The sequence below is a fragment of the Citrobacter sp. TBCP-5362 genome, assembly GCF_005406305.1.
GTDB lineage: Bacteria > Pseudomonadota > Gammaproteobacteria > Enterobacterales > Enterobacteriaceae > Citrobacter_B > Citrobacter_B koseri.
In genome coordinates this window covers 4,177,295-4,189,459 of sequence record NZ_CP040234.1, presented here as the reverse complement: position 1 = coordinate 4,189,459, position 12,165 = coordinate 4,177,295, and the positions used below count along the sequence as shown (strand labels likewise).

Here is a 12,165-nt window from a genome sequence, read left to right as displayed (position 1 = left end):
ATCACGGCGGGGATGTTAATATGAGAATAGTTCTCATTACAATAAATGATACGGCGATTTTAGCGGGATAAAGGTTAACTGGCTGTTTTTGAGAGAATAAAAAAGCCTCCGGGCGGAGGCTTATATCAGCATCAGGTCAACACCATCGGCCACTCTGGCGGGGTATGGCTCATGGCTTCCACCATCACGGCTTCGATATTGTTCCAGATTGCGGAGACATCCATCAGAGTGATGCCGAGTAACCCGGTTGCAAACCAGCAGGCCGATACGACGCCAAGGCCGCTACTGATCACCGCGAGTCCGATATAGTCGGATTTACGAAAGCGAATATTGAGCGTGCTGGCTAAAAACATGAGCACAGCGCTCAGCAGTTGCCAGCGGAGAAGAACCACGCCAGTGGTTATGGTAGCCATGAAACATTTCCTCTGAGAATAGCAGGTGCCCTGGACAGCGCGGCGTTGCTCACGGAAGGCGTGGTACACTCTGGCTATCGACGGGCATGACATCGACACTGAATGAAACAACGTTTCTGTTTCATCATTTTTGTGAACTATATCACAATAAATTGTTTGTTAGCCAGTGCAGGGCACCCTTTTTTGTGTGCTTTATAACCACAAATTAAATATGGGTATCTGAAGGGGGCTATACCGGAAGATTATGGGGCTGGTTATTGAAGATGTATTTTTATTACCATTTTATTAGCGCCGGAAAATTAACCAGCCTGGAAATTTAACTTAATTTTTCTGCATTAATCGGAAAAAACCCTGGAAAATTCTTACTCCTTTTGGATTAGAATATTCCCTAATAAAAATAAGCATAACTTTAAGTTTGCCTTACGGGAAAATATTATCGTCATCCGTCAATATCAGACTTTTACCAGGAAAAGTCTGTTGCTAATGTCGCTTAATTCATGCAACGTAATCACCTGTTTGTTATAGCATCCGCCTTGATGATGACAGGCACAGACAATTCAGGGATACAGGGCCGAAATGAATCATAGCGCGCAACGAAAGTTGCTGAGATTCCTTGGAACAATCATGGTGGTATTACTCCCCGTGATGCTGGCGCTATGGTTTGCCCACATGCGGGCGGTGTCTGAAACCCGTAATCAACTGCACTCTTTTGCCGAGCTGGCATTAGAAAAAACGGAACTGGTTGTCCAGCAGGTGGAGCTGGCCCGCGACGCGATACAGCAGTATCAGGGAAAAGCCTGTACTCCTGCGCATCAAAAACGAATGCAGGATATTATTCGTGGTCGTCTGTATATCAGCGAGTTAATTTATGCGCAAGACGATCATTTTTTATGCTCTACGGTAATGGCGCCTGCCAGTCCTTATATTATCCCTGCCGCAGATTATAAACGAGAACCAGACGTTTCTATTTATTACTATCGTGATACGCCGTTCTTTGCTGGCTACAAAATGACGTATATGCAAAGAGGACACTATGTCGCGGTAATAAATCCGTTGTCTTACAGCGAGGTGATGTCAGACGATCCGACTCTGGCCTGGGGTGTATATGACACGGTGACGAGCTCCTTTTTCTCCGTGAGCGAACAGGCAAACGTCGAGCAATTATTACCGTTACTGCACCGTGATGAATCTACCTTTCAGCAAAATAATCGCTTCTATACTATTGCCCATTCAGAAAAACGTCCGATCGCGATAATTGTTTCCACTGATAACGCACGTTTCTATCAGAACCTGTACCATCAGGCGACGTTAACGCTGCCGTTAGGCATTATCTGTAGCATCATTGTGTTATTGATGTGGTCGCGTACGCGCGAGGAATATCATTCACCGCGCCGTTTGTTGCAGCGAGCGATCGATAAACGTCAACTGCGTCTTTATTATCAGCCCATTATTGATATTCAAAATGAAAAATGCGTGGGGGCGGAGGCGCTATTGCGCTGGCCTGGTTTTGAAGGGCAGGTGATGAGCCCGGCAGAGTTTATCCCGCTGGCTGAAAAAGAGGGGATGATTGCGCAGATTACCGATTACGTTGTGGAAGAAGTATTCAACGATCTGGGACATTTTCTCGCCTCGCAACCTCATCTTTATATCTCTATTAATCTCTCTGCTTCTGATTTCCACTCCTCCCGGCTTATCGCGTTAATTGCGGAGAAAGCCCGCCAGCATTCCGTTCTTGCGCAACAAATTAAGGTGGAAGTGACGGAGCGCGGCTTTATTGACGTGCCGAAAACCACGCCGGTTATTCAGGCATTTCGTCAGGCGGGTTTTGAAGTGGCAATCGATGATTTTGGAACAGGGTATTCAAACCTGCACAACCTGTATTCATTGAATGTCGATATTCTGAAGATTGATAAATCCTTTATCGACACGCTGACCACCAATAGCACCAGTCATCTGATCGCGGAACATATCATCGAAATGGCGCAAAGTTTACACCTGAAGGCCATTGCCGAAGGCGTGGAAACGGCAGATCAGGTGAACTGGCTGTTCAAGCGCGGCGTTCAGTATTGTCAGGGATGGTATTTTGCGAAGGCGATGCCGCCGCAGGCGTTTATTCAGTGGCTGCAACAGTCGCCCGCACTCCTGATGCAGCGCGGGCAGTAAGGTTACAGACGATGACGGTAGTCGCTGGGCGTGCGGTCAAACTCGCGGCGGAAGACGCGCGAAAATGTCTGTTGCGACACATATCCCAGATCCATCGCGATATCAAAAATGGGGCGCTCGGTCGTTCGTAGCTCTACGGCGGCTAGCAGGAGTCGGCGCTGACGAATATAGTCGCCCAGCGTCTGATGCATCACCGTGCGGAACATCCGCTGTAAATACCACTTCGAGTAACCTGATTTTTTTGCGACCACATCAATGTTCAGCGGTTGGTCGATATGTTCATCAATCCATTCAATAAGGGTCTGAATTATCTGCTGATGGGACATATTGCTGCCTCTTTCTCAGTGTTCGATTCGTCGTTTTGTCTGCGGGCGAGTATAATTCCTCAAGTTAACTTGAGGTAAAGCGATTTATGGAAAAGAAATTACCGCGTATAAAGTCCCTGCTTACGCCGGGTGAGGTGGCGAAACGTAGCGGTGTGGCGGTATCGGCGCTGCACTTTTATGAGAGCAAAGGGCTTATCAGCAGTGTCCGTAACGGCGGCAATCAGCGGCGATATAAGCGCGATGTGCTGCGCTATGTGGCGATCATCAAGATTGCTCAACGTATTGGCATTCCACTGGCGACCATTGGCGAAGCGTTTGGCGTATTGCCTGAGGGGCATACGCTGAGCGCAAAGGAGTGGAAGCAGCTTTCTTCGCAATGGCGCGAGGAGCTGGACAGACGTATTCATACTCTGGTGGCGTTGCGTGATGAGCTGGACGGCTGCATCGGCTGCGGCTGTTTGTCGCGTAGCGATTGCCCGCTGCGCAACCCAGGCGATCAGCTCGGTACGCAGGGAACAGGGGCGCGATTGCTGGAAGATGATTAAATGTCGTTTCGCCGGGACGCGCGTAGGCCGGATAGGCGAGCGCCATATCGCCGCGCATAAAACTAAAGCGCCGCAAGGGCGCTTTAGTTTGTTTCCGGTCTTTGTCTTTCGCTCTATCCCGTTGGTTCACGGGAGGGTTTCCCCCGACATCAACACCCCTCAGTCGAGCACGTGGTGGAGGTTCCGGTTTGTGTTGATACTGTAATTGTATGCCATGCCCGCCCGTTTGCCAGTGTATTGTCTGTTTTTTAGCCGAAATTTTTACGCCATCTCTCGCTCTTTTCTATAGTTAATTTGAATGAAAAACAGGAGACAGCCATGCTGACGGTGCATCATTTGAATCAATCTCGTTCCCAGCGCGTGCTCTGGGCGCTGGAGGAGCTGTCGCTGCCCTACCAGATTGTTCGCTACCAGCGTGAAAAAACCATGCTTGCGCCACCGGCGCTGAAAAAAATCCACCCGCTTGGAAAATCGCCCGTTATTGAAGATAACGGTGAGATCCTCGCCGAATCCGGCGCCATCCTGGAGTATTTGCAGGAAACCTATGACCACGCAGGGCAGTTTAAACCTGCCGATGCCCGGCAAAAACGGCAGTATCGGTTCTGGCTGCATTATGCGGAAGGCTCGTTAATGCCAATGCTGTTAATGAAACTGGTGTTTGTCAGCCTGGGTAAACCGCCGGTGCCATTTGGGTTACGCACGCTGGGCGGCATTCTGGGGCAGGGCGTGCAAAAAGCGTATCTCAACCCGCAACTGGAGACGCATGCGCGCTACATTGATGCGCATCTTGCCGCGCAGCCCTGGTTTGCCGGGGAACATATCAGCATGGCGGATATCCAGATGAGTTTTCCTCTGTTTGCGTTACTGAGCCGAGGCGGAATTAACGACCTGACGCACATTAGCGCCTGGAAGAAGCGCGTAGAGATGCGCCCGGCGTGGCAAAGGGCTATCCAGCAAGGCGGTCCTTTTGAGATCCCTGGCGGGTAGACGGATGTGTCAGTCGTCCGCCCGAGAAAAAATGTTATCAGATTGCGCATTGACGATAACGTTTGCGCATCGACTGGCGATTTATTGAGCGTGATGAAAAGAAATAAGCAAAAAGCCGCAAAGTTTAGTTGAAAAGCCCCGTATTATCGCTGGATAATCGTTTGCTTTTTTTACTACCCGTTTTGTATGCGCGGAGTTAAACGTTTGCTTTTTTGCGACACCCCTTATTGTTGCAAACGTAGCACAAGGAGATGACGTTTCGCTGGCAGTGGATTGTCCACCACGCATACTCGACGAAAAATAAACTCTCAGGGGATGTTTTCTATGTCTACGCCTTCAGCGCGTACCGGCGGTTCACTCGACGCCTGGTTTAAAATTTCACACCGTGGAAGCACCGTCCGTCAGGAAGTGGTTGCCGGATTAACGACTTTCCTGGCGATGGTCTACTCCGTTATCGTGGTTCCGGGGATGCTGGGTAAAGCCGGATTCCCGCCTGCCGCCGTATTTGTGGCGACCTGCCTGGTGGCTGGCGTCGGTTCTATTGTTATGGGTCTGTGGGCGAACCTGCCGTTGGCTATCGGTTGCGCCATCTCGCTGACCGCCTTCACCGCGTTTAGCCTGGTGCTGGGTCAGCACATTAGCGTTCCGGTTGCGCTGGGTGCGGTATTCCTGATGGGCGTGCTGTTTACCATCATCTCGGCGACCGGTATCCGTAGCTGGATCCTGCGCAATCTGCCGCATGGCGTGGCGCACGGCACCGGCATCGGTATCGGCCTGTTCCTGTTGCTGATCGCCGCGAATGGCGTGGGTCTGGTGATTAAGAACCCGCTGGACGGTCTGCCGGTCGCGCTGGGTAACTTTGATTCTTTCCCGGTTATCATGTCGCTGATTGGTCTGGCGGTCATTATCGGCCTGGAAAAACTGAAGGTGCCGGGTGGCATTCTGCTGACCATTATTGGTATTTCGGTTGTGGGTTTGATCTTCGATCCATCCGTCCATTTCTCCGGCTTTTTTGCTATGCCGTCTTTAAGTGATGAACACGGCAACTCGCTGATTGGCAGCCTGGATATTATGGGCGCGCTGAACCCGATCGTCCTGCCGAGCGTGCTGGCGCTGGTGATGACCGCTGTTTTCGACGCCACCGGCACGATTCGCGCGGTCGCTGGCCAGGCGAACCTGCTGGATAAAGACGGGCAGATTATTGATGGCGGCAAAGCGCTGACCACCGACTCCCTGAGCAGCGTGTTCTCTGGTCTGGTTGGCGCAGCGCCTGCGGCGGTATACATTGAATCGGCGGCGGGTACGGCGGCAGGCGGTAAAACGGGTCTGACGGCGATCACCGTCGGCGTCCTGTTCCTGCTGATCCTGTTCCTCTCTCCGCTCTCTTATCTGGTTCCGGTCTACGCGACCGCGCCCGCGCTGATGTACGTCGGCCTGCTGATGCTGAGCAACGTGGCGAAAATCGACTTCGCTGACTTTGTGGATGCGATGGCGGGTCTGATCACGGCGGTGTTTATCGTCCTGACCTGCAACATCGTAACCGGCATTATGATTGGTTTTGCTACGCTGGTGATCGGCCGCATTGTGTCGGGCGAATGGCGTAAGCTGAACGTCGGCACCGTGGTAATTGCCGTAGCGCTGGTCGCCTTCTATGCGGGCGGCTGGGCTATCTGATTCCTGGCGTCCTCTAAAAACGGGTGGCTTTTGCCGCCCGTTTTTATTTTCAGGACACATCCCGTTGTCTTTTGCGTTACTCTGAGGAAGATAGAATTGAGGCACGACGCCTCACGTTTTAAAACATAAGAAATATCGCAAACAGGGAACGCATGGAAATCTTCTTCACAATACTCATCATGACCCTTGTGGTCTCGCTGTCGGGGGTATTTACTCGTGTATTGCCCTTCCAGCTTCCTTTACCCCTCATGCAAATCGCCATTGGCGCGCTGCTGGCATGGCCGACGTTTGGTTTGCATGTGGAATTTGACCCTGAACTGTTCCTGGTGCTGTTTATTCCGCCGCTGTTGTTCGCAGACGGCTGGAAAACGCCGACCCGGGAGTTTCTCGAACATGGGCGAGAGATTTTCGGTCTGGCGCTGGCGCTGGTGCTGGTCACGGTGGTCGGAATTGGCTTTATGATTTACTGGCTGGTGCCGGGCATTCCGCTGATACCGGCCTTCGCGCTGGCTGCCGTACTGTCGCCGACCGATGCGGTTGCGCTTTCCGGCATTGTCGGCGAGGGGCGCATTCCGAAGAAAATTATGGGCATCCTGCAAGGCGAGGCGTTGATGAACGACGCGTCCGGCCTGGTGTCGTTGAAATTTGCCGTCGCAGTGGCGATGGGGACGATGGTGTTTACCGTCGGCGGGGCGACGGTGGAGTTCTTCAAAGTCGCAGTGGGTGGTATTCTGGCGGGCTTTGTCGTCAGTTGGTTATACGGTCGCTCCCTGCGTTTCCTGAGCCGTTGGGGCGGGGATGAGCCAGCGACGCAAATCGTCTTGCTGTTCCTGCTGCCGTTCGCCTCCTACCTGATTGCGGAACATATCGGCGTATCCGGCATTCTTGCCGCTGTGGCGGCCGGGATGACCATCACCCGCTCCGGCGTTATGCGTCGCGCGCCGCTGGCGATGCGTCTGCGCGCCAACAGCACCTGGGCGATGCTGGAGTTTGTCTTTAACGGCATGGTCTTTCTGCTGTTGGGTCTGCAACTGCCAGGGATTCTGGAGTCGTCGCTGGTGGCGGCGGAAGCCGATCCCAACGTTGAAACCTGGATGCTGTTCACCGATATCGTGCTGATTTATGCCGCGCTGATGCTGGTGCGCTTTGGTTGGCTGTGGACGATGAAGAACTTCAGTAATCGCTTCCTGAAGAAAAAGCCGATGGAGTTTGGCGCCTGGACGATGCGTGAAGTTCTTATCGCCTCTTTTGCAGGGGTACGCGGGGCGATTACGCTGGCCGGTGTGCTCTCTATCCCGCTATTGTTGCCGGATGGTAACGGCTTCCCGGCGCGCTATGAGCTGGTATTCCTTGCGGCGGGCGTGATTTTGTTCTCGCTGTTTGTGGGGGTCGTGATGCTGCCGATTCTGCTGCAACATCTGGAAGTGGGCGATCACTCACAGCAGCAGAAAGAGGAGCGAATCGCCCGCGCCGCCACGGCGGAAGTGGCGATTGTCGCGATTCAGAAGATGGAAGAACGTCTGGCGGCGGATACCGAAGAGAACATCGATAACCAGTTGCTCACCGAGGTCAGCTCCCGCGTGATTGGTAACCTGCGTCGCCGCGCCGATGGGCGTAACGATGTGGAAAGCTCAATGCAGGAAGAGAACCTCGAACGGCGCTTCCGCCTGGCGGCGCTACGCTCGGAACGTGCAGAGTTATACCACCTGCGCGCGACGCGTGAGATCAGTAACGAAACCCTGCAAAAACTGCTGCATGACCTGGATTTGCTGGAAGCATTGTTGATCGAAAATCAGTAAGCACCCGTATCGCCCGGTGGCGCTTCGCTTACCGGGCCTACAAAATGCACTCCCGTAGGCCGGATAAGGCGCTTGCGCCGCCATCCGGCGAGCGAGGCGTTATTCCTGCGTTAACCAGAACCCTTCGCAACACGTCAACCACGCTCTGGCGCTGTGGGACAAATAAACGCCTTCGCGCCAGATCATGCCCAACTGCCAGCGTAAGTCACTCTCCAGCGGGAGCCAACGCAGGGTTTGTTTATCCAGCCGTTGGCAAATCGGCTCCGGCAAAATCGCAATTCCGACGCCGGCCTGCACCATAGCGGCCAGGAAATCCCACTGACCGCTGCGTACCGCAATACGCGGCTTCACATCATGCTGCTTAAAAAGCCGCATCAACTGGCGATTCAACGCAAAATCTTCGTTGTAGATAAGCAGAGGATGCTCCGCCAGCGCTTCGGGGGAAATCGACTCGCACGCCATCCACTTACCGGAACGCGGCACCAGCACGCATAGCGGGTGGCTGAACAGCGGCAAGGTCGTCAGTCCGCTCTCTTCCTCCACTGGCAGCGCGGTCATCGCCACATCCAGCTCGCCGTTCATTACCGCCTGCTGTACCGTCAAACCGCCAAATTCTGCAATCTTCAGTTCCACACCCGGATAACGCTGGCGAAACAGGCTAATCGGCCCGGCCATCAGCATGCCGACCATCGGCGGGATGCCAAGCCGCAGCAGCCCTTTATTGAGATGGTTAATATCGCCCAGCTCTGCTTCCAGCTGGCGAAATTCAGCGAGGATCGCCAGGCCGCGCTCGAACACCACGCGCCCGGTATCCGTCAGCAGCAGACGTCGCCCATCGCGGATCAGCAGCGTGCAATTAAGCTCATCTTCCAGATTCTTCAGCATCTTGCTGATGGTGGGCTGAGTGACAAATAACTTCTCCGCTGCGCGGGTGAAACTCTGCTGGCGCACCACCTCGACAAAATAACGCAGCGTTCTGATATCCATGATTATTCCTTAAGACTATGCCTGCAATGAGTTTAATTCATTTCAGTAGCGGACGGGCGCTCTCTATACTGGCGTTCCGTTTTATTTTTCAGGACATTCCCTCATGGCTGTGGCGATAAGCCGCGTTACGCCTGCTGTTATGCAACGACTCCAGATACCGGTTCAGGTACTGCTGTATGCAGGTTTATTTGTTTTTGCTCAATACCTTGTTTCATGGCTGCATCTGCCGCTTCCCGCCAATCTGGTTGGGATGGCGCTGATGCTGGCGCTTATTGTCTGTCGGGTGATCCCGCTTAACTGGGTTCGCGCGGGCGCACGCTGGCTGCTGGCGGAAATGCTGCTGTTCTTTGTCCCCGCCGTGGTGGCGGTCGTTAACTATGCGCAACTGCTGTTGATGGACGGCTGGCGTATCTTCGCCGTGATTGCGATCAGCACGCTGATGGTGCTTGGCGCAACCGCATGGGTGGTGGATAACGTATACCGCTATGAGATGAGCAGGGTAAACCGTGAGTAATTTTCAGCTAAGCGTACTGTGCCTGGTCATCACGCTGGGGATCTATTTCGTCAATAAGCGGCTGTACCGTCGCTTTCGTAAGCTGCCGTTGATGCCGCTGGTGCTCACGCCCGCGCTGTTGGTATTGATACTGGTGTTTGGCCATATCTCCTGGCAGAACTACATTGGCGAATCGCACTGGCTGCTGTGGTTGTTAGGCCCGGCGACCATCGCGTTTGCCGTTCCGGTTTACGATAATCTCGCCATCATTAAACGCCACTGGATGTCGCTGACGGCGGGCGTGGTAACGGCAACCGTGGTGGCGGTCACCAGTTCCGTCTGGCTGGCGCGCCTGTTTACGCTGCCGGATGAGATTCAGCGCAGCCTGGCCGTGCGTTCCGTCACCACGCCATTTGCGCTGGCGGCGGCAGAGCCGCTGGGCGGTCAACCGGATTTAGTGGCGCTCTTTGTGGTGGTGACTGGCGTGTTCGGGATGGCGGTTGGCGATGCGCTGTTTTTGCGCCTGTCTATTCGTGAAGGAATGGCGAAAGGCGCCGGGTTTGGCGCGGCATCACATGGGGCAGGTACGGCGCGTTCGTATGAACTGGGTCAGCAGGAGGGCGTCGTCGCCAGTCTGGTGATGATGCTGTCCGGTGTGATGATGGTGCTGGCGGCGCCGCTGGTCGCAAAAGTGATGTTCTGATGTTGTCCTCCGACCCGTGGGCCGGAGGAGTGCGCTGAATTAATGCGCGCGGCCTTGCTCAACGCCGTACCCGGTCTGGGAACGGATGAACTGGGCGCGGAACTGCTCACGCTCGCGATTACCTTCCGCAGAATTATCGGTAGCGGAGAAGAACCAGATCCCAATAAAGGCAACGCTGATGGAGAACAGCGCCGGATACTCATACGGGAAGATGGCTTTTTCGTGGCCGAGGATTTGCACCCAAATCGTTGGGCCGAGAACCATCAGCACGACAGCCGTCACCAGGCCTAACCAGCCGCCCATCATCGCGCCGCGCGTGGTCAGCTTCGACCAGTACATGGAGAGCAGGATGATTGGGAAGTTGCAGCTCGCCGCGATAGCAAACGCCAGGCCGACCATGAAGGCGATATTCTGGTTTTCAAACAGCACGCCCAGAATGATGGCAATTACGCCCAGCACCAGTACGGTAATTTTCGATACCCGCAATTCTTCGCGTTCGGTCGCGCCTTTACGAAACACGTTCGCGTACAGGTCGTGAGATACCGCCGATGCGCCTGCCAGCGTCAGACCGGCCACGACCGCCAGGATCGTTGCGAAGGCTACCGCAGAGATAAAGCCGAGGAACAGGTTGCCGCCTACCGCGTTCGCCAGATGAACCGCCGCCATGTTGTTGCCGCCGATTAACGCGCCTGCGGCATCTTTATACTCCGGGTTCGCGCCGACCAGCATGATCGCGCCGAAGCCGATAATAAAGGTCAGGATGTAGAAATAACCCATAAAGCCAGTGGCGTAGAACACGCTTTTACGCGCTTCGCGGGCATCGCTGACGGTAAAGAAACGCATCAGAATGTGCGGTAAGCCTGCCGTACCGAACATCAGACCCAGGCCTAATGACAGCGCGGAGATCGGGTCGTTGACCAGACCGCCAGGGCTCATAATGGCTGAACCTTTCGGGTGTACCGCCATCGCTTCGGTGAACAGGTTGTTGAAGCTGAAGCCGACGTGCTTCATGACCATAAAGGCCATAAAGCTGGCGCCGAACAGCAGCAGTACGGCTTTGATAATCTGTACCCATGTCGTTGCCAGCATGCCGCCGAACAGGACGTACATCATCATCAGAACGCCCACCAGCACGACCGCGATGTGGTAGTTCAGACCGAACAACAGCTCGATCAGTTTACCTGCCCCCACCATCTGGGCGATGAGGTAAAGCGCCACGACCACCAGCGAACCACAGGCAGACAGAATGCGGATCGGCCCCTGTTTCAGTCGATAAGAGGCGACGTCAGCAAAGGTATAGCGACCCAGGTTACGCAAGCGCTCGGCGATCAGGAACAGAATGATAGGCCAGCCCACCAGGAAGCCAAGGGAGTAGATCAGCCCGTCGTAGCCGGAGGTGAACACCAGAGCGGAAATTCCGAGGAACGACGCGGCGGACATATAGTCGCCGGCGATCGCCAGCCCATTCTGGAAGCCGGTAATATTCCCGCCTGCCGTGTAATAGTCGCTGCGTGAACGGACGCGTTTAGAGGCCCAGTAGGTGATGCCGAGCGTAAACACCACGAAAATCAGGAACATGACGATTGCCTGCCAGTTGGTTGGCTGGCGTTCTACTGCACCGCTAATGGCATCCGCTGCGTTTGCAGCGAAGGGTAGTGTGGCGGCAAGCGCCGTCAGGACTCTCTTCATGATGCTTTAACCTCGTGCAGGACGGCGTTGTTAAGACGGTCGAATTCACCATTCGCCCGCCAGATGTAAATACCGGTCAGGATGAAGGAGATCAGAATGACGCCCACCCCAATTGGAATACCCCGGGTGACATTGGTGCCGGCGTGTAGCGGAGTGCCCAGCCAGCCCGGCGCGAAGGCAATCAGTAGAATAAAGCTGATATAAACCGCCAGCATGATGACCGACAGGATGGTGGCAAACCGTTGCCGTTTTTCGACTAACTCCCTGAAACGCGCACTGTCTTCTATCCGTTGATAAATATTGTCATTCATCACAGAGTCTCCAGAGATAAGGTAGGGGGATTTTTTTATTTTGCCGGATGGCGGCTGAAGCCTTATCCGGCCTAC

12 protein-coding genes are annotated in these 12,165 nt (G+C 54.2%); 7 read left to right on the top strand and 5 right to left on the bottom strand.

From position 1 onward, the window contains the following. Positions 1-131 precede the first annotated feature (131 nt). Positions 132-413, bottom strand: coding sequence for a YjcB family protein (locus FD428_RS19930; protein ID WP_012134601.1), 282 nt, complete (start codon positions 411-413; stop codon positions 132-134). Between the two features lie 576 nt (positions 414-989). Between FD428_RS19930 and FD428_RS19925 the strand changes: the two genes are divergently transcribed. Beyond that, a complete protein-coding gene (locus FD428_RS19925) occupies positions 990-2,576 on the top strand; it encodes an EAL domain-containing protein (RefSeq protein WP_049011569.1) in 1,587 nt (528 codons plus the stop codon). A 2-nt stretch (positions 2,577-2,578) separates the two neighbouring features. Here FD428_RS19925 and soxS read toward each other — a convergent pair whose 3' ends face one another. Continuing rightward, positions 2,579-2,902, bottom strand: coding sequence for a superoxide response transcriptional regulator SoxS (soxS, locus tag FD428_RS19920; protein ID WP_012134599.1), 324 nt, complete (start codon positions 2,900-2,902; stop codon positions 2,579-2,581). Between the two features lie 86 nt (positions 2,903-2,988). Here soxS and soxR point away from each other — a divergent pair, with 86 nt between their 5' ends. From soxR to FD428_RS19900, 4 genes are all read left to right on the top strand, one after another. Next, positions 2,989-3,447, top strand: coding sequence for a redox-sensitive transcriptional activator SoxR (gene soxR / locus FD428_RS19915; RefSeq protein ID WP_049011570.1), 459 nt, complete (start codon positions 2,989-2,991; stop codon positions 3,445-3,447). Between the two features lie 318 nt (positions 3,448-3,765). Continuing rightward, positions 3,766-4,434: a glutathione S-transferase family protein gene (locus FD428_RS19910; protein ID WP_012134597.1), complete on the top strand. Its 669-nt coding sequence runs from the start codon at positions 3,766-3,768 to the stop codon at positions 4,432-4,434. Between the two features lie 324 nt (positions 4,435-4,758). Next, a complete protein-coding gene (ghxP, locus tag FD428_RS19905; RefSeq protein ID WP_024130830.1) occupies positions 4,759-6,108 on the top strand; it encodes a guanine/hypoxanthine transporter GhxP in 1,350 nt (449 codons plus the stop codon). Positions 6,109-6,260: 152 nt separating this feature from the next. Further along, on the top strand, positions 6,261-7,907 hold the full coding sequence (locus tag FD428_RS19900; RefSeq protein WP_012134595.1) for a Na+/H+ antiporter: 1,647 nt from the start codon (positions 6,261-6,263) through the stop codon (positions 7,905-7,907). 99 nt (positions 7,908-8,006) lie between these two features. Here FD428_RS19900 and FD428_RS19895 read toward each other — a convergent pair whose 3' ends face one another. Beyond that, positions 8,007-8,894, bottom strand: coding sequence for a LysR family transcriptional regulator (locus FD428_RS19895; protein WP_012134592.1), 888 nt, complete (start codon positions 8,892-8,894; stop codon positions 8,007-8,009). A gap of 103 nt (positions 8,895-8,997) precedes the next feature. On the opposite strand from FD428_RS19895, the gene FD428_RS19890 reads away from it, so the two are divergent. Both FD428_RS19890 and FD428_RS19885 read left to right on the top strand, forming a co-directional pair. Then, positions 8,998-9,408 carry a CidA/LrgA family protein gene (locus tag FD428_RS19890; RefSeq protein ID WP_012134591.1) on the top strand — a complete coding sequence of 137 codons (411 nt, stop codon included), beginning with the start codon at positions 8,998-9,000 and terminating at the stop codon, positions 9,406-9,408. Next, the gene (locus FD428_RS19885) at positions 9,401-10,090 is read left to right on the top strand and encodes an LrgB family protein (protein ID WP_012134590.1); all 690 of its coding nucleotides are present in this window, start codon (positions 9,401-9,403) and stop codon (positions 10,088-10,090) included. Before FD428_RS19890 ends, FD428_RS19885 begins: the two co-directional genes overlap by 8 nt. A 39-nt stretch (positions 10,091-10,129) precedes the next feature. On the opposite strand, the gene actP is transcribed toward FD428_RS19885, so the two are convergent. Together actP and FD428_RS19875 are read right to left on the bottom strand one after the other, a co-directional pair. Then, on the bottom strand, positions 10,130-11,779 hold the full coding sequence (gene actP, locus FD428_RS19880; protein WP_012134589.1) for a cation/acetate symporter ActP: 1,650 nt from the start codon (positions 11,777-11,779) through the stop codon (positions 10,130-10,132). Next, the gene (locus tag FD428_RS19875) at positions 11,776-12,090 is read right to left on the bottom strand and encodes a DUF485 domain-containing protein (RefSeq protein WP_024130828.1); all 315 of its coding nucleotides are present in this window, start codon (positions 12,088-12,090) and stop codon (positions 11,776-11,778) included. The genes actP and FD428_RS19875 overlap by 4 nt, the downstream gene beginning before the upstream one ends. Between the last annotated feature and the right edge of the window lie 75 nt (positions 12,091-12,165).

Bases quoted from the DNA above. Each gene is read 5' to 3' on its own strand.
- FD428_RS19930 (WP_012134601.1), bottom strand. From the start codon at position 413: ATGGCTACCATAACCACTGGCGTGGTTCTTCTCCGCTGGCAACTGCTG.
- FD428_RS19925 (WP_049011569.1), top strand. From the start codon at position 990: ATGAATCATAGCGCGCAACGAAAGTTGCTGAGATTCCTTGGAACAATC.
- soxS (WP_012134599.1), bottom strand. From the start codon at position 2,902: ATGTCCCATCAGCAGATAATTCAGACCCTTATTGAATGGATTGATGAA.
- soxR (WP_049011570.1), top strand. From the start codon at position 2,989: ATGGAAAAGAAATTACCGCGTATAAAGTCCCTGCTTACGCCGGGTGAG.
- FD428_RS19910 (WP_012134597.1), top strand. From the start codon at position 3,766: ATGCTGACGGTGCATCATTTGAATCAATCTCGTTCCCAGCGCGTGCTC.
- ghxP (WP_024130830.1), top strand. From the start codon at position 4,759: ATGTCTACGCCTTCAGCGCGTACCGGCGGTTCACTCGACGCCTGGTTT.
- FD428_RS19900 (WP_012134595.1), top strand. From the start codon at position 6,261: ATGGAAATCTTCTTCACAATACTCATCATGACCCTTGTGGTCTCGCTG.
- FD428_RS19895 (WP_012134592.1), bottom strand. From the start codon at position 8,894: ATGGATATCAGAACGCTGCGTTATTTTGTCGAGGTGGTGCGCCAGCAG.
- FD428_RS19890 (WP_012134591.1), top strand. From the start codon at position 8,998: ATGGCTGTGGCGATAAGCCGCGTTACGCCTGCTGTTATGCAACGACTC.
- actP (WP_012134589.1), bottom strand. From the start codon at position 11,779: ATGAAGAGAGTCCTGACGGCGCTTGCCGCCACACTACCCTTCGCTGCA.
- FD428_RS19875 (WP_024130828.1), bottom strand. From the start codon at position 12,090: ATGAATGACAATATTTATCAACGGATAGAAGACAGTGCGCGTTTCAGG.